Source organism: Kurthia sp. 11kri321, from assembly GCF_001534765.1.
GTDB classification, from domain to species: domain Bacteria; phylum Bacillota; class Bacilli; order Bacillales_A; family Planococcaceae; genus Kurthia; species Kurthia gibsonii.
Map to the genome: position 1 here is coordinate 2,864,632 of NZ_CP013217.1, position 16,528 is coordinate 2,881,159.

Consider the following 16,528-nt stretch of genomic DNA (forward strand, 5'->3'; position numbering starts at 1 on the left):
TTTATTTTTAAAAAAGAAGGGAAGTACGAACATGCCAAACACATTTGAAGCAGGCACGTTTGATGTCATCGTAGTAGGAGCAGGTCATGCAGGGGTAGAAGCTGCTTATGCTTCAGCACGTATGGGAGCAAAAACACTCGTTTTAACAATTAATTTAGATATGATTGCTTTTATGCCATGTAATCCATCAGTTGGTGGACCGGCAAAAGGAATTGTCGTTCGTGAAATTGACGCAATGGGAGGCGCGATGGGAAAAGTCATCGACCAAACTCATATTCAAATGCGTATGCTGAATACTGGTAAAGGTCCAGCTGTACGTGCATTACGTGCGCAAGCAGATAAAGTTTTATATCAACAAGCTATGAAACAATTATTAGAAGAACAAGATAATTTAACAATTCACCAAGCAATGGTAGACGAGTTAATCGTTGAAGATGGTGAAATTAAAGGATTAATTACACAAGTTGGTGCTGTATATCGTGCAGAAACAGTTGTTATTACAACAGGTACATTTTTACGCGGCGAAATTATTATTGGCGACTTAAAATATTCATCAGGTCCAAATAATCAACAACCATCGATTAAATTAGCAGATAATATGCGTGATTTAGGGTTTGAAATGGTTCGTTTTAAAACAGGTACGCCACCTCGCGTAAATAGTAAAACAATTGATTACTCAAAAACAGAAATTCAACCAGGCGATGAAGAGCCACGTGCATTCAGTTTTGAAACAACTGAATTCATTATGGATCAAATTCCATGTTGGTTAACATATACAAGTCCTGAAACACATCAAATTATTAATGATAACTTAGATTCATCACCAATGTTCACAGGTGTGATTACAGGTGCAGGTCCACGTTATTGTCCATCAATTGAAACGAAAATTGTACGTTTTAATGATAAACCACGTCACCAACTGTTCTTAGAACCAGAAGGACGTAATACACAAGAAGTTTATGTACAAGGTTTATCCACAAGTTTACCTGAACATATTCAACGTAAAATGCTTGAGACAATCCCAGGATTAGAAAAAGCTGAAATGATGCGTGCAGGTTATGCGATTGAGTATGATGCAGTAGTTCCTACACAATTGTGGCCAACACTTGAAACGAAAAAGATTAAAAACTTATACACAGCAGGTCAAATTAATGGTACTTCTGGTTATGAAGAAGCAGCAGGTCAAGGAATGATGGCTGGTATTAATGCAGCAGCGCGCGTATTAGGTAAAGAAGAAGTTATTTTAGGTCGTGCAGATGCTTATATCGGTGTTTTAATTGATGACTTAGTTACAAAAGGTACAAATGAACCGTATCGTTTATTAACATCACGTGCAGAATATCGTTTATTACTACGTCACGATAATGCAGATATGCGTTTAACAGAAAAAGCTTTTGAATTAGGTCTTGTTTCTGAAGAGCGTTATAACAAATTTGTTGAAAAGCGTGAGTTAGTAAAAGCTGAAATTAATCGTCTAGCTGAATTTGGCATAAAACCACGTCTTGTCAATGAAGCTTTAACTGAAATGGGCAGTAGTCCTTTAAAAGATGGTATTCATGGAACAGATTTATTAAAACGTCCAGAATTAAATTATGATTTTGTTGCTAAAGTGACAGAAGCTCCTGAATTACCTGAAGATGTGAAAGAACAAGTAGAAATTCAAGTGAAGTACGAAGGTTATATTGAAAAAGCTTTACAACAAGTTGAAAAACTTAAGAAAATGGAAGGTAAGAAAATTCCAGAGCAAATTGATTACGATGCCATTTCAGGAATTGCGACAGAAGCACGTGAAAAGCTAAAAGAGATTCGTCCATTAACTGTTGCACAAGCATCACGAATTTCAGGCGTAAATCCAGCCGATATTTCAATTTTATTAGTGTATATTGAACAAGGTAAAATTGCTAAAATCGCACAATCATAAATCAATTTAGTCGAGATGAGAGGGGAACAATATGAACGAGGAACAGTTTATACAAGCGTTAAAAGAACAAGGTATTGAGTTATCAGAAAAACAAATTCAACAATTCCGTCGCTACTTTGAAATTTTAGTTGAATGGAATGAAAAAATGAATCTTACAGCGATTACAGATGAACCATCTGTTTACCTAAAGCACTTCTACGATTCAATTAGTGCAAGTTTCCATTTTGATTTTACAAAAGTTACAACTGTATGTGATGTAGGTGCAGGGGCTGGTTTCCCAAGTTTACCAATTAAAATTTGTTATCCACATTTACACATTACGATTGTGGATTCTTTGAATAAACGTATTCAATTCTTGAATCATTTAAGCGATGAGATTGGTTTAGATCATGTGGAATTTGTACATGCAAGAGCAGAAGAATTTGGTCAAAATCCTCAATACCGCGAAAAATTTGAGCTTGTAACTGCTAGAGCTGTGGCACGTTTATCTGTATTATCAGAACTATGCTTACCTCTTGTTAAAGAAGGCGGTAAATTCCTTGCATTGAAAGCTGCAAGTGGTGATGATGAATTAAAAGATGCTAAAAAAGCGATTACTATATTAGGTGGTAAATTAGTGCATCATGTTGCTTTTGAGTTACCTGTTGAGGAAAGTGAACGTACCATTTATGTATTTGATAAAGTAAAAGCAACACCAAAAAAATATCCAAGAAAACCTGGAACACCGAATAAATCTCCTATTAAATAACGAATGTTTCATGTGAAACGATATGTCATCTTACTTTTTTTGTAGAAAGAAACTATAATAGAGGTATTGCGCAACAAAACAGACATAAAATCGACTTATCACAATGATGTGGAATGAGGATATACTTGAAATAATCGTTAAAAGGTGGTGCTAAACTTGAAAAGTGCTTTATCACGTATTTTTGGTGGCGGCGATAAAACTGTAACGAAAGAGTCAGCTGAAAATGTGCTAAACTTACCAATTAGTAAAATTCATCCGAACCGTTTCCAGCCACGTACAATTTTTGATGACTCCAAAATTGAAGAATTAGCTCGAACAATTCATACACATGGGATTATTCAACCAATTGTTGTACGAACAATGGAGAATGGTGATTACGAAATCATTGCAGGTGAACGCCGATATCGTGCGATGAAGTCATTACAATGGGTGGAAGTCCCAGCTATTATTCGAGAGATGTCAGATAAAGAGACTGCTTCTGTCGCATTAATCGAAAATCTTCAACGAGAAGAACTAACAGCAATTGAAGAAGCACAAGCATTTCAACAGTTGCTAGAGCTACATGAATTAACACAGGAAGCGTTAGCGCAACGTTTAGGTAAGGGCCAATCGACTGTCGCAAATAAATTGCGTCTATTAAAATTACCTGAGCAAATTAAAGAGTCTATTTTAAAACGTGAAATCTCTGAGCGTCATGCTCGTGCATTAGTTCCTTTGAAAAATGAAGAATTGCAATTGCAATTATTAGAAGAAATTAAGGAACAAGACTACAATGTGCGTCAGTTAGAACAGCGGATTCGTGAAATTCTAGAGCCAATTGAAAAGGTGAAGAAACCACGTGTTAAAAGGAAGTCTGTTAGTCGTGATGTTCGTATTGCTTTAAATACAATTCGTGAATCATTAACCCTTGTTAATAAAACAGGTATTGATGTAAAAGCAGAAGAAGAAGAACATGATGAGTATTATCAAATTACTGTAAAGATACCAAAAAATAAAAAATAAATTGCGTAAAAGGGAAGCAGACATATGAGCTGTTTCCCTTTTTCATATACTTATACTGAAAAAAATTTGATAGAATATAGAAAATACAGACAATTAAGGGATGGTGGAATTTATATGGTACGTGTAATTGCGATGGCTAATCAAAAAGGCGGTGTTGGTAAAACAACCACAACGATTAATTTGAGTGCAGGTTTGGCTAGTTTAGGACAACGTGTTTTAATTGTTGATTTAGATCCACAAGGAAATGCAACAAGTGGATTAGGTGTGGATAAAAGTACAATCGAACAATCTATTTATGACGTATTAGTTCGAGATGTACACATCAATCAAGTTATACATAAAACCAATACATCTAATCTATCCATTGTACCGACGACAATCGCGCTTGCAGGTGCAGAAATTGAATTAGTCTCTATTATTTCACGTGAATCGCGTTTAAAGAAAGCGTTAGAAGAAATAAAGGATCAGTTTGATTATATTGTAATTGATTGTCCACCATCTTTAGGATTATTAACGTTAAACGCACTGACAGCATCGGATGAAGTAATGATTCCAGTACAATGTGAATATTATGCTTTAGAAGGTTTGAGTCAGTTATTATCCACAATTACATTAGTACAAAAACATTTGAATCAAGATTTGAAAATTGCTGGTGTTTTACTCACAATGTTTGATATAAGAACAAACTTAAGCACACAAGTAGCAGATGAAGTGCGTCAATTTTTTGGTAATCAAGTTTATCAAACAGTTATTCCAAGAAATGTTCGTTTGAGTGAAGCACCAAGTCATGGCGAATCTATTTTAGAATATGATGCAAAATCAAAAGGTGCGCTCGTTTATTTAGAATTAGCAAAGGAAGTGAATCAGATTGGCTAAAGGTTTAGGAAAAGGATTAAATGCCTTATTTAATACAGATGAAGTAGTTGCAGGGGAAAAAGTTGAGAAGATTCCAGTACGTGATATTAAACCAAACCCGTATCAACCACGTAAAGAATTTAAAAAAGAAGCGCTAGAAGAATTAGCAGAATCAATTAAAGAACATGGGGTTTTACAACCAGTAGTTGTTCGTAAACAAGGAAAAGGCTATGAACTAGTTGTAGGAGAACGACGATTTAGAGCTGCTAAAATGGCTTTGCAAAAAGAAATTCCGGCAATTATTCGCGAATTCAATCAACAACAAATGATGGAGTTAGCTATTTTAGAAAATTTACAGCGTGAAGATTTAACAGCATTGGAAGAAGCAGAGGCCTATCAAAATTTAATGGAGAACTTGAATTTTACACAAGAACAATTGGCACAGCGTTTAGGAAAAAGCCGTCCCTATATTGCGAATCAAGTTCGCTTACTATCGCTACCAAAAGATGTTCAACAATTAATAGCAGAACAAATAATTACACCAGGACATGGTCGTACATTACTAGGTTTAAAACGCAATAAGCTCATTTCACAAGTAGCAGCTAAAGTTGTTCAACAAGGATTAAATGTTCGTCAGTTAGAAGCGCTTGTTCAACAATATAATGAAGATGTTTCACGTGAAACGAAAGAAAAACCTAAAAAGGATTTATTTTTACAAGAGCGTGAAGATCAATTGCGTGATGTCTTTGGAACAAGTGTTGTAATCACAAAAGGAAAGAAAAAAGGGAAAATTGAAATTGAATTTTTCTCAGAAGACGATTTAGAACGCATTTTAGAAATACTTGAAAAGTAATAGGATATAAAAAGCAGTGCAATAAAATCTTCTGCACAATTAAAGGAATCGTTTGACTTAAATTAAAATTTTATAAAATCTCCATAGTGATTTATCGCATCTATAACATAATTTTTATATAATCAAACGAGTGAAAGTGAGGGATTTTATTTGTCTAATTTGTATGGAGATGCCAAAAGTCAATTATATAAATGGGTTATGAATAAGCTAACAGATGAGGATATGTGGGTGGCATTAGGAACAGGATTGTTAAAAATTATTGCCATTACAATTTGTTCAATTATTTTAGTAAAGCTCGGAAATCATATGATAAAAAAAGCATTTGATTTACGGATTCACGCACCTGCAAAAATGACGCAGCAGCGTGAACGTCGATATGAAACGATTTTGAAATTACTTCAAAGCGTCATTACGTATGTTGTGTACTTTACAGCCATTTTAGCCATTTTATCTGTTATGCAAGTAAAAGTTGCTGGATTATTGGCAGGAGCTGGTATTGTTGGTTTAGCAGTTGGATTCGGTGCGCAAAGTTTAGTAAAAGATGTTATTACAGGGTTCTTCATTATATTTGAGGATCAATTTGGTGTTGGGGACTTCATTAAAGTTGCTGGAGTACAGGGAACAGTTATTGAAATTGGATTACGCACTACAAAAATTCGTGGAATTGAAGGCGAGATAAATATTATTCCAAATGGCTCCATTTTAGAAGTTGTTAACTGCTCTGTGAATAACTCCGTTGCAATTGTGGATATTAGTGTGGCATACAATGCAGATATCAACAAAGCTGAACGGTTAATTGAAGAATATCTAGACGGTTTAGTGGAACGTTATGAAGATGTCGTGACACGACCTAATTTATTAGGTGTTCAAAATGTGAATGGAGCAGAAATTACATTACGTATGTCAGTCGAAACATTACCAATGCGTCACTTTGCTACAGCTAATTTAATACGTAAAGATATTAAAGAAATTTTTGATGAAAATCATATTGAAATTCCATATCCTAAAATGATGGTTTATGAACGAGATACTACAAAAAATAAAGAGGAGGAAAAATAAGAGTGCAAGCAAAAGTGTATAATTTAGGCGATATCGTTGAAATGAAAAAAGCACATCCATGTGGCACAAACGAATGGAAGATTATTCGATTAGGTGCAGACATTCGAATTAAATGTGTTGGATGTCAACATAGCGTGATGATTCCACGTCGTGAATTTGAGAAAAAAATGAAAAAAGTACTTGTACAAGCGAATCCAGAAGACAATTAGACTTTTACGATAGAAGTCACTATAATAAGACGAGTTGAAAATTTGAAAACAAACAAACTGAAGGGTTGTGACATATATGGCTTTAACAGCCGGTATTGTCGGTTTACCAAACGTAGGTAAATCAACATTATTTAATGCAATTACAAAAGCAGGAGCACTTGCTGCAAACTATCCATTCGCAACAATTGATCCAAACGTAGGAATCGTGGAAGTACCTGATGCACGTCTTGATAAATTAACAGAATTAGTTGAACCAAAGAAAACAGTTCCAACTTCTTTTGAATTTACAGACATCGCGGGTATTGTAAAAGGCGCTAGCCAAGGTGAAGGTTTAGGAAATAAATTCTTATCTCATATTCGTGAAGTAGATGCGATTACACAAGTAGTTCGCTGCTTTGAAGATGAGAATATTACACACGTAGCAGGTAAAGTAGATCCAATCAGCGACATCGAAGTAATTAACTTAGAATTAATCCTAGCTGATTTAGAATCTGTGGATAAACGCTACGCAAAAGTAAGTAAATTAGCGAAACAAAAAGATAAAGAATCAATGGAAGAAGCAGCAGTTCTTGAAAAGCTAAAAGATGCTTTTGCGAACGAAATGCCAGCTCGCTCTGTTGAACTAACAGATGAAGAAAAGAAAATTGTAAAAGGTTTAAGCCTACTAACTTTAAAACCTGCTCTTTATGTAGCGAACGTTTCTGAAGATGAAGTATCAGATTCAGAAGAAAATGAATATGTAAAACAAGTTCGTGAATATGCAGCTAAAGAAGGCGCTGAAGTAATCGTTGTTTGTGCGAAGATTGAGGAAGAGATTGCACAATTAGATGATGAAGAAAAAGCAATGTTCTTAGAAGAATTAGGGATTGAAGAATCAGGTTTAGATCAATTAATTAAAGCAGCATATAGCTTATTAGGTTTAGCTACATACTTTACTGCAGGTGTACAAGAAGTACGTGCTTGGACATTCCGTAAAGGTATGAAAGCACCACAATGTGCTGGTGTTATTCACTCTGATTTTGAGCGTGGATTTATCCGTGCAGAAACGGTATCATTTGATGATTTAGTAGAATATGGTTCAAAACCAGCAGCAAAAGAAGCTGGACGTTTACGTTTAGAAGGTAAAGAATATGTTGTACAAGACGGCGATGTAATGGAATTCTTATTCAACGTATAAAATAAAGAAAACTCGAAATCAATCGGTTTCGAGTTTTTTTGTATAGAAATGTAGTTTAGGATGCTCAGTATCATCTTGAATATAGTAGGCATCATCTATACGTTTTAATTGTTTGTACATATAAAAATCACCAATTGCACCTACCATAAGCCAAGCACCCACTAATGTAAGTGGTGTGTAATCAAAATAAATGCCGCAAATAGTAGGAACTACTCCTGTCACCCAAAAAGGTAGTAGAAGTGCTTTTCGCATCGCTTTATTTGGCATTAATTTTGTTGTTGTAGCATAAGCTACACCCATTTGTAAGTTCACGCCCATTTTCAAACTTTTTAAAGGAGCGTGTCCAAATAGTACAAAACCAATGAGATGACAAATTTCATGTAAAAACATAAAGAGTATGTAAAGTAGAATGACAATTAATGTACCGATTAGAAAATTGATAATTGTAAATGTGAAATTTTGATGGATTACAAATTGAAGAACTAATACAAATAGCGTTAAAATGATTGTCCATCGTGTCATAGGTTTAACGATTTCTTCGATTTTTAATTCAAATTCACCGACTTTTTCGAAATTTCCCATGAAAAATCATCTCCTTTTATTCTTAGTATATTCGATATGAAGTTATTGCACTATGGATATCCCTATGTTACAATTTAACGATGTGAGTAGTATTAAATACTAGCTCCTTGCCTTTACTCAATGAGTCTAGGCCTAAGTCCATAAGGAGGTGCTTAATAATGAGAAAATACGAATTAATGTACATTATTCGTCCAAACATCGAAGAAGAAGCGAAAGCAGCTTTAGTTGAACGTTTCAACACAATCTTAACTTCAAACGGTGCAGAACTTAATGAATCAAAAGATTGGGGTAAACGTCGTTTAGCTTACGAAATCAATGACTTCCGTGAAGGTTTCTACCAAATCATGAAAGTTACTGCTCCAGCTGCGGCAATCGATGAGTATACTCGTTTAGCTAACATCAACGAAGATATCATCCGCCACATCGCTGTTCGCGAAGAAGAAAAGTAATAACATCGATATAAAATAGATAAGGAGGTTGATTTCTGATGATTAACCGTGTTGTATTAGTTGGAAGACTTACAAAAGATCCAGAGCTTCGTTATACGCCATCTGGTGTAGCAGTTGCACGTTTTACACTTGCTGTAAACCGTACATTCTCGAACCAACAAGGCGAAAGACAAGCAGACTTCATTAATATCGTCGTTTGGCGTAAGCAAGCCGAAAACACAGCTAATTTCCTTCGTAAAGGTTCTTTAGCGGGTGTTGAGGGTCGCATCCAAACAGGTAGTTATGATGGTCAAGATGGTAAAAAAGTTTACACAACTGAAGTTGTTGCAGATAGCGTACAGTTCTTAGAACCTCGCAATGCAGGCGGCGGTGCTCCACAAACGAACCAACAATTTGGTGACCAACCATCGTATGGTGGCGGTCAATCGTATAACCAAGCACCACAGCAAAACAATTATCAGCAAAATCAATCACCAAATCAACAAAACTATACACGTGTAGAACAAGATCCATTTGCGATGCCAAATGATCAAGGTAAAGTTGACATCTCAGATGACGATTTACCATTCTAATCGTGTACAAATTTAAACAAGGAGGGGACATATACTATGGCACCACGTAGAGGAGGCCGCAAACGCCGTAAAGTTTGCTATTTCACTGCTAACAACATTAAACACATCGATTACAAAGATGTTGATTTACTAAAAAAATTCATCTCTGAACGAGGAAAAATTCTTCCTCGTCGTGTAACAGGTACAAGTGCGAAATACCAACGTAAATTAACACTTGCTATCAAAACTTCACGCGTAATGGCTTTACTTCCATTCACAACTGATGATAAATAAGTAATTGAGAGAGACTAGGGCATATTGTCCTGGTCTTTTTTTTATGCGATTTTCTAATATATGTCTTTTGAAAGTAGTCATTTGCTTTTTTGTTTGCAATTGGGAAACATGGTACAATAAACAGATAAAATATTCATGTTGAAACAAAAAAGGAAGATTAAAAATGACGCAAGATCCTAAAGTTCGGCAGCTAACAACAGGTGCAATGATGGCCGCAATGTTTGTACTTTTAACACTGCTAAGTAGTTTACCTGTCATTTCACTTATTTTTACATGGTTTATTCCATTACCGATTATTTTGTACGTGTATCGTTATTCATGGAAAAGTGGATTACTTGTCATTGTAGCGGGTACAATGGTGAACTTCTTAATTGTAGGTATATTAGCAATGTTGATTAGTGCTTTATTTGCTATTATTGGTCTCGCAATCGGTTATACATTGCATAACAAAAGAAGTAAAACAGAAGTGTTTTTAGCGACGAGTTTAGCTACGTTGGTAGCGATGGCTGGAATTATTGTTGCTTATATGCAGTTTACAGGTATTAATTTAATTACAGATACATTAAAGCAGTTAAAGTCGGCTGTGTATAAAAATGTGGAATTATCAGAGCAAATGGCTAAATTAACAAATACTAAATCGACATTTACGAATGAAATGGCCGCAAATATTGTGAAAATGTTCACAGATACAATGCCTGCTATGTTATTTTTGTCGACATTTATTTTAGCGTGGTTATTAATCACAATTAATTTCCCTGTTATAAAAAAATTGCGTGTTCCTGTACCAAAGTTTCCACCAATCAAAGACTTAAGACTACCAAGAATGTTACTACTCTTTTATTTTGCTATTTTATTAGTGCAATTTATTGTGAAACCTGAAGATGGTACATATCTATATCTTGTTTATGTAAATGCATATTTATTATTGTCGATGTTATTCTTTTTACAGGGTGTTTCATTTATTCACTTTATGGTAGCACGTTCTGAAATGCCAAAAGCAGTAGCATGGGTTGCAACAATTTTTGCAATTCCATTGAATTCGTTTATCACGTTACTGGGTATAATAGATTTAGGGTTTGGACTTCGCGCATTACTAGGCGATAAGAAGACAAAATAGGAGATGAGAACTATGGGTACTCGATTTAGACAAAGACCAATAAGATATCCTCTTTTAATTTTATCGCTGTTGATGATCGCAAGTATTGTGGGTCTTATTGTGTGGCATCCCATCATTGGTACGTTATATGGAGTTTTAGTAATCGCTACGACATTTGTTTCTTGGAAGTATGAGAAAAACACATACGAGGAAACGGAACGTCATATTGCGATGCTGAGTTATCGTTTGGAAAACGTGGGAGAAAAAGCACTCCTTGAAATGCCAATTGGTATCATTTTAATTGATGATGAAACAACAATTGAATGGGCAAATCCACATATTAAAAAGATGATGAACGGTGATGAATTGATTGGCCGCGATTTATCTTTTATATCAGATGAATTAATCTCATTAACAGCACATGAAGATTTACATGAAATGAATGCAACAGTAGAAGATCGTCAATATCGTGTATTATTCAAAAGAGAAGAGAAACTTCTATATTTCTTTGATATTACAGAGCAAGTTGAAATTGAAGAATTGTATTATGAAGATCGTACAGTTTTAGCCGTGCTATTTATTGATAACTATGATGAAATTACGCAAGGTATGGATGACCAAACACGTAGTCAGACGAACACATTGATTACATCACTTGTGAATAAGTGGGGATCCTATCACGATATTTATATTAAACGTATTTCGTCAGATCGTTTTATGGCGGTTATGAATGAATCCATTTTATCGAATTTAGAAAAAAAGAAATTTGCAATTTTAGATGATATTCGTGAAATCACTGCTCAACAAAACTTATCACTTACATTAAGTATTGGTGTAGGCGCTGGCTCACCTTCTTTAACAGAGTTAGGCGAGTTAGCACAATCGAGTTTAGATCTTGTTTTAGGACGTGGTGGAGATCAGGTTGCGATTAAACAACCTGATGGAAAGGTGAAATTCTATGGTGGTAAAACAAACCCTGTAGAAAAACGTACGCGTGTAAGAGCACGTGTTATCTCACATGCTTTACGTGATTTGATTCAAGATAGTGATCAAGTATTTGTAATGGGGCATAAGATGCCTGATATGGATGCGATTGGTTCATCTATTGGTGTACGAAAGATGGCGGATATGAATAAAGTCGATGGATATGTTGTCATCGATTTTGACCAAATTGATCAAAGTATTAATCGTTTGATGCAAGTTGTTAAAGATAAGTCTGATTTGTACGATCGATTTTTATCACCAGATCAAGTGCTAGATAAAATGACAGATAAGTCGCTCGTTGTCATTGTCGATACACATAAGCCGAGTATGACGATTGACGAACGCATTGTAAATCAAGCGAGTAAGGTTGTCGTGATTGACCATCATCGTCGTGGTGAGGAATTTATTGACCGTCCAATGCTTGTATATATGGAGCCATATGCTTCTTCAACAGCAGAACTAATCACAGAATTACTCGAATACCAGCCTAAGAACGATAAGATTTCGATGTTAGAAGCAACAGCACTACTAGCAGGGATTATTGTCGATACGAAATCATTTACGCTTAGAACGGGTGCTAGGACGTTTGAGGCTGCATCATATTTACGAACAAACGGTGCAGATACTATTCTAGTTCAACGCTTACTAAAAGAAGATTTAAATACGTATTTAGAACGCGCACAAATTGTCAAAACAGCAGAATTTGTGCATAATGGCATTGTGATTGCACATGGTGAAAAAGACCAAGTATATAATTCAGTATTAATTGCACAAACGGCTGATATTTTACTTACGATGAAAGACATTTCAGCGTCCTTTGTTGTCGCACCGAGAAGTGATGGTAAAATAGGTATTAGCGCACGCTCTTTAGGCGAGATTAACGTTCAAATCATTATGGAAGCACTTGGAGGTGGCGGTCATTTAACAAATGCAGCTACACAATTACAAGTGGATACCATCGAAGAAGCAATCGAACGTTTAAAGAAAGCAATTGATGAAACATTAGAGGGGAGTCAAGAATCATGAAAGTAATTTTCTTAAAAGACGTTAAAGGACAAGGTAAAAAAGGTGAGGTTAAAGAAGTATCAGATGGTTACGCACGTAACGTATTATTAAAAAATAAATCAGCTGTAGAAGCTACACCTCAAGCAATGAGCCAATTACAAGGTCAAAAGCGTAAAGAGCAGCAAAACGCAGAAGCAGAATTACAAGCTGCTAAAGATTTAAAAGTAAAAGTAGAAGAATTAACAGTAGAATTAAAATCAAAAACAGGCGAAGGTGGTCGTCTATTTGGTTCAATTACATCAAAACAAATTGCAGATGAATTAAATAAAGCGCATGGTATTAAAGTAGATAAGCGCAAAATGGATTTACCAGAAGCAATTCGTACATTGGGTGTAACAAAAGTTCCTGTGAAATTACATCCAGAAGTTACAGCAACATTGAAAGTGCATGTAACAGAGCAAAAATAAGGGGAGACAAATATGAATAATGATCCATTAATGGACCGTATTCCACCGCACAACCAAGAAGCTGAGCAATCAGTATTGGGTGCGATCTTCCTTGAACCACAGGCTTTAATTACAGCCTCTGAAACATTATTAGCAGATGATTTTTATCAAGCAGCGCATCGTTTGATTTTTGAAACGATGCTACGCTTGAGTGATTTAGGAAAAGCCATCGATGTCGTAACAGTAACGGAAGAACTTTCAAGCCGTAATCAATTGGACGATGTCGGTGGTATTTCATATATGACGGAATTAGCCAATGCCGTACCGACAGCGGCTAACATCGCGTACTATTCAGAAATCGTTGCCCAAAAATCATTACTGCGTAAGTTAATTCGTACAGCTACAAAAATTGTAGAAGATAGTTTTACAAGAGAAGATGAAGTAGCAGAATTATTAGCTGAAGCTGAAAAGCAAATAATGGAAGTAGCCAATCGTAGTAATTCAGGGGACTTTAAGCATGTAAAAGATGTTCTTGTACAGACGTACGAGAATGTGGAAAAGCTCCAAAATCGTAAAGGAGACATTACGGGTATTCCAACAGGTTTCCGCGACTTAGATCGCTTAACAGCTGGTTTTCAGCGTGGTGATCTCATCATTGTAGCAGCCAGACCATCTGTAGGTAAGACAGCATTTGCCTTGAATGTTGCACAAGCAGTAGGGACGCAAACAACTGAGAATGTAGCCATATTCTCACTAGAGATGGGTGCAGATCAACTTGTTATGCGTATGTTGTGTGCTGAAGGTAATATTGATGCACAAGTATTACGTACAGGTGCATTAACAACAGAAGACTGGCGAAAATTAACGATGGCTATGGGAAGTTTATCGCATGCAGGTATTTATATTGATGATGCGGCTGGTGTCCGTGTAAATGAAATTCGAGCTAAATGTCGGCGCTTAAAACAAGAAAGTGGTCTTGGGATGATCTTAATTGATTATCTTCAGTTAATTCAGGGTAGTGGTTCATCAGGACAGAACCGTCAACAAGAGGTTTCTGAGATTTCACGTTCTCTTAAAGCACTTGCTAGGGAGCTTGAAGTACCTGTTATTGCTTTATCGCAGTTATCACGTGGTGTAGAGCAACGACAAGATAAACGTCCGATGATGTCTGATTTACGTGAATCAGGTTCGATTGAGCAAGATGCGGATATCGTTGCTTTCTTATATCGTGAAGACTATTATGATAAAGAAACGGAAGATGCTAATACAATTGAGATTATTGTAGCAAAGCAACGTAATGGTCCAACAGATACAGTAAAATTAGCATTTAAAAAAGAATTTAATAAGTTTGTGAGTGTTGATTGGTCTCAAGAATCACCACCAGCGAGTTACTAACATTAAATACGAACATTTTCAATTGTAAAAATGAAATCTGTTCGTATTTTTAATTGACTTTTTAGAAGATGGTTGTTAAAATAACTTTTGTTTTTAATCAGGATACACAAAGTATCTGACGGAGGTGCTGTATAAAATGACATCAGTAGTAGTAGTAGGAACGCAATGGGGAGACGAAGGTAAAGGGAAGATTACAGACTTTCTTTCAAAACAAGCAGATATCATTGCACGTTTTTCAGGCGGTGACAATGCAGGTCATACAATTCAATTCGAAGGCGAAACATATAAACTTCATTTAATTCCATCAGGTATTTTTTATTCAGATAAGCGCTCTGTAATGGGCAATGGAATGGTAATCAATCCAGAATCTTTAGTAAAAGAATTAAAAGGATTGCAAGAACGTGGTGTGGATACGTCAAATCTACGTATTTCAAATCGTGCGCACGTCATTTTACCGTACCACATTCATCAAGATAAAGTAGACGAAGCTTCACGTGGCGATGCAAAAATCGGTACAACATGTAAAGGTATTGGGCCATGTTATACAGATAAAGTACAACGTATTGGTATTCGTATTGCAGACTTACTTGATAAGGATGTATTTGAAGAAAAATTACGTACAAACTTAGAATTGAAAAACCGTTTATTCACGAAATTCTACGAAGTAGAAGGATTAGAGTTTGATGATATTTTTGAAAAATTCTATGCGTATGGTCAAGAGATTGCTCCTTATGTAACAGATACTTCTAAGATCTTAAATGATGTCATGGATGAAGGCGGCAAAGTATTATTTGAAGGTGCTCAAGGCGTACTATTAGATGTAGATCATGGAACATATCCATATGTAACATCTTCAAACCCAGTAGCAGGTGGTGTTACAACAGGTACAGGTGTTGGCCCAGCTTCTATTAATCGTGTAATCGGCGTATCAAAAGCATATACTTCACGTGTAGGTGATGGTCCATTCCCAACTGAACTATTTGATGAAGTAGGGAATCAAATTCGCGAGGTCGGTCGTGAATACGGTACAACAACAGGTCGTCCACGTCGTGTTGGTTGGTTTGATACAGTGGTTGTACGTCACTCACGTCGTGTTTCAGGTATTACAGATTTAGCACTCAACTCAATTGACGTTTTATCAGGTTTAGATACAGTGAAAATTTGTGTAGCTTATGATTATAATGGTGAACGTATTACAGAATATCCAGCAAACTTACACATTATCGAACAATGCAAACCTATTTATGAAGAACTTCCTGGATGGGACGAAGATATTACAGGTGTTCGTCGTTTAGAAGATTTACCAGAAAATGCACGTAAGTATGTAGAACGTGTAAGTGAATTAACAGGTATTCGAATCGCTACATTCTCAGTAGGTCCTGACCGTGATCAAACAAATGTATTATTAAATATTTGGGACGAGATTTAGTATCATATAAAAAAAGCAGGAATCGCATGAGACGCGGTTCCTGCTTTTTTATACCTACGTATCAAAACGAAGATAACGAATCCCGAATTTAATTCCTGCAAGGGTTAAGGCTGTACCTAAACCTGTATAGAAATATGCGATAAAGGATTCGGGCATTAAATTCATGACACGAATGGTAATACCGAGTGTCATCATAACAGCCATGATAATAAACGATTTTAAATCAAAGAAATACCAAAAATATTGTTTTTCTGTCTCATAGCCAGCAATTCGAATCGTATGTTTATTAACGAGGCGATTAAAAATCAAAAACCAAAACAAACAAAAGACAATAATTGATAAAATAATATTGAGGGCAGTTATATGTCCAACATAAGCAAGTAAGCCAATGCGTACAATATTAATTCCTGCAATAAGCCATACAAAACAAGCAATGAGAAGTAATGTACGATTCTTAACCAAAGATGGGCCAC

General features: G+C 35.7%; 18 protein-coding genes. 16 read left to right on the plus strand and 2 right to left on the minus strand.

The genetic code is table 11. The features are described 5' to 3' along the window. Positions 1 to 31: 31 nt before the first annotated feature. The 8 genes from mnmG to ychF all read left to right on the plus strand — a co-directional run bounded on the left by mnmG (position 32) and on the right by ychF (position 7,824). Positions 32 to 1,921 carry a tRNA uridine-5-carboxymethylaminomethyl(34) synthesis enzyme MnmG gene (mnmG, locus tag ASO14_RS14315; RefSeq protein ID WP_068456875.1) on the plus strand — a complete coding sequence of 630 codons (1,890 nt, stop codon included), beginning with the start codon at positions 32 to 34 and terminating at the stop codon, positions 1,919 to 1,921. A gap of 31 nt (positions 1,922 to 1,952) precedes the next feature. Beyond that, complete coding sequence (gene rsmG, locus ASO14_RS14320) at positions 1,953 to 2,669, plus strand: 16S rRNA (guanine(527)-N(7))-methyltransferase RsmG (protein ID WP_068456877.1); 717 nt, start codon at positions 1,953 to 1,955, stop codon at positions 2,667 to 2,669. 156 nt (positions 2,670 to 2,825) lie between these two features. Further along, positions 2,826 to 3,671 carry a nucleoid occlusion protein gene (gene noc / locus ASO14_RS14325; protein WP_068456880.1) on the plus strand — a complete coding sequence of 282 codons (846 nt, stop codon included), beginning with the start codon at positions 2,826 to 2,828 and terminating at the stop codon, positions 3,669 to 3,671. Positions 3,672 to 3,785: 114 nt separating this feature from the next. Further along, positions 3,786 to 4,547 carry a ParA family protein gene (locus ASO14_RS14330; RefSeq protein ID WP_068456883.1) on the plus strand — a complete coding sequence of 254 codons (762 nt, stop codon included), beginning with the start codon at positions 3,786 to 3,788 and terminating at the stop codon, positions 4,545 to 4,547. Then, positions 4,540 to 5,379, plus strand: coding sequence for a ParB/RepB/Spo0J family partition protein (locus tag ASO14_RS14335; RefSeq protein ID WP_068456888.1), 840 nt, complete (start codon positions 4,540 to 4,542; stop codon positions 5,377 to 5,379). The genes ASO14_RS14330 and ASO14_RS14335 overlap by 8 nt, the downstream gene beginning before the upstream one ends. A gap of 150 nt (positions 5,380 to 5,529) precedes the next feature. After that, entirely contained in the window at positions 5,530 to 6,438 is a 909-nt protein-coding gene (locus ASO14_RS14340; RefSeq protein WP_231726963.1) for a mechanosensitive ion channel family protein, read from the plus strand. A gap of 2 nt (positions 6,439 to 6,440) precedes the next feature. Next, on the plus strand, positions 6,441 to 6,647 hold the full coding sequence (locus tag ASO14_RS14345; RefSeq protein WP_068456891.1) for a DUF951 domain-containing protein: 207 nt from the start codon (positions 6,441 to 6,443) through the stop codon (positions 6,645 to 6,647). 76 nt (positions 6,648 to 6,723) lie between these two features. Continuing rightward, positions 6,724 to 7,824, plus strand: coding sequence for a redox-regulated ATPase YchF (ychF, locus tag ASO14_RS14350; RefSeq protein WP_068456893.1), 1,101 nt, complete (start codon positions 6,724 to 6,726; stop codon positions 7,822 to 7,824). A gap of 18 nt (positions 7,825 to 7,842) precedes the next feature. On the opposite strand, the gene ASO14_RS14355 is transcribed toward ychF, so the two are convergent. Further along, positions 7,843 to 8,406: a DUF3267 domain-containing protein gene (locus ASO14_RS14355; protein WP_068456896.1), complete on the minus strand. Its 564-nt coding sequence runs from the start codon at positions 8,404 to 8,406 to the stop codon at positions 7,843 to 7,845. 158 nt (positions 8,407 to 8,564) lie between these two features. Here ASO14_RS14355 and rpsF point away from each other — a divergent pair, with 158 nt between their 5' ends. The 8 genes from rpsF to ASO14_RS14395 all read left to right on the plus strand — a co-directional run bounded on the left by rpsF (position 8,565) and on the right by ASO14_RS14395 (position 16,055). Continuing rightward, positions 8,565 to 8,855, plus strand: a complete 291-nt coding sequence (gene rpsF / locus ASO14_RS14360) for a 30S ribosomal protein S6 (protein ID WP_068456899.1) — start codon at positions 8,565 to 8,567, stop codon at positions 8,853 to 8,855. A 38-nt stretch (positions 8,856 to 8,893) separates the two neighbouring features. Then, entirely contained in the window at positions 8,894 to 9,427 is a 534-nt protein-coding gene (ssb, locus tag ASO14_RS14365) for a single-stranded DNA-binding protein (RefSeq protein WP_068456903.1), read from the plus strand. 36 nt (positions 9,428 to 9,463) lie between these two features. Next, on the plus strand, positions 9,464 to 9,700 hold the full coding sequence (rpsR, locus tag ASO14_RS14370; protein ID WP_068456906.1) for a 30S ribosomal protein S18: 237 nt from the start codon (positions 9,464 to 9,466) through the stop codon (positions 9,698 to 9,700). A 163-nt stretch (positions 9,701 to 9,863) separates the two neighbouring features. Beyond that, positions 9,864 to 10,817, plus strand: coding sequence for a YybS family protein (locus ASO14_RS14375; protein WP_068456909.1), 954 nt, complete (start codon positions 9,864 to 9,866; stop codon positions 10,815 to 10,817). A gap of 12 nt (positions 10,818 to 10,829) precedes the next feature. After that, positions 10,830 to 12,806 (plus strand): DHH family phosphoesterase, encoded by a 1,977-nt coding sequence (locus tag ASO14_RS14380; protein ID WP_068456912.1) that lies wholly within the window; start codon positions 10,830 to 10,832, stop codon positions 12,804 to 12,806. After that, entirely contained in the window at positions 12,803 to 13,252 is a 450-nt protein-coding gene (rplI, locus tag ASO14_RS14385; protein ID WP_068456915.1) for a 50S ribosomal protein L9, read from the plus strand. The genes ASO14_RS14380 and rplI overlap by 4 nt, the downstream gene beginning before the upstream one ends. Before the next feature lie 12 nt (positions 13,253 to 13,264). Next, positions 13,265 to 14,626, plus strand: coding sequence for a replicative DNA helicase (dnaB, locus tag ASO14_RS14390; RefSeq protein WP_068456918.1), 1,362 nt, complete (start codon positions 13,265 to 13,267; stop codon positions 14,624 to 14,626). Positions 14,627 to 14,762: 136 nt separating this feature from the next. Beyond that, positions 14,763 to 16,055 (plus strand): adenylosuccinate synthase, encoded by a 1,293-nt coding sequence (locus ASO14_RS14395; RefSeq protein WP_068456921.1) that lies wholly within the window; start codon positions 14,763 to 14,765, stop codon positions 16,053 to 16,055. Between the two features lie 54 nt (positions 16,056 to 16,109). On the opposite strand, the gene ASO14_RS14400 is transcribed toward ASO14_RS14395, so the two are convergent. After that, positions 16,110 to 16,517, minus strand: a complete 408-nt coding sequence (locus ASO14_RS14400; RefSeq protein WP_068456923.1) for a hypothetical protein — start codon at positions 16,515 to 16,517, stop codon at positions 16,110 to 16,112. Positions 16,518 to 16,528 lie beyond the last annotated feature (11 nt).

What these genes read in the sequence shown, in the direction of transcription:
- ssb (WP_068456903.1), top strand. Translation starts at nt 8,894, where the DNA reads ATGATTAACCGTGTTGTATTAGTTGGAAGACTTACAAAAGATCCAGAG.
- mnmG (WP_068456875.1), top strand. Translation starts at nt 32, where the DNA reads ATGCCAAACACATTTGAAGCAGGCACGTTTGATGTCATCGTAGTAGGA.
- ychF (WP_068456893.1), top strand. Translation starts at nt 6,724, where the DNA reads ATGGCTTTAACAGCCGGTATTGTCGGTTTACCAAACGTAGGTAAATCA.
- rsmG (WP_068456877.1), top strand. Translation starts at nt 1,953, where the DNA reads ATGAACGAGGAACAGTTTATACAAGCGTTAAAAGAACAAGGTATTGAG.
- ASO14_RS14330 (WP_068456883.1), top strand. Translation starts at nt 3,786, where the DNA reads ATGGTACGTGTAATTGCGATGGCTAATCAAAAAGGCGGTGTTGGTAAA.
- rpsR (WP_068456906.1), top strand. Translation starts at nt 9,464, where the DNA reads ATGGCACCACGTAGAGGAGGCCGCAAACGCCGTAAAGTTTGCTATTTC.
- ASO14_RS14375 (WP_068456909.1), top strand. Translation starts at nt 9,864, where the DNA reads ATGACGCAAGATCCTAAAGTTCGGCAGCTAACAACAGGTGCAATGATG.
- ASO14_RS14380 (WP_068456912.1), top strand. Translation starts at nt 10,830, where the DNA reads ATGGGTACTCGATTTAGACAAAGACCAATAAGATATCCTCTTTTAATT.
- ASO14_RS14355 (WP_068456896.1), bottom strand. Translation starts at nt 8,406, where the DNA reads ATGGGAAATTTCGAAAAAGTCGGTGAATTTGAATTAAAAATCGAAGAA.
- ASO14_RS14395 (WP_068456921.1), top strand. Translation starts at nt 14,763, where the DNA reads ATGACATCAGTAGTAGTAGTAGGAACGCAATGGGGAGACGAAGGTAAA.
- rplI (WP_068456915.1), top strand. Translation starts at nt 12,803, where the DNA reads ATGAAAGTAATTTTCTTAAAAGACGTTAAAGGACAAGGTAAAAAAGGT.
- dnaB (WP_068456918.1), top strand. Translation starts at nt 13,265, where the DNA reads ATGAATAATGATCCATTAATGGACCGTATTCCACCGCACAACCAAGAA.
- rpsF (WP_068456899.1), top strand. Translation starts at nt 8,565, where the DNA reads ATGAGAAAATACGAATTAATGTACATTATTCGTCCAAACATCGAAGAA.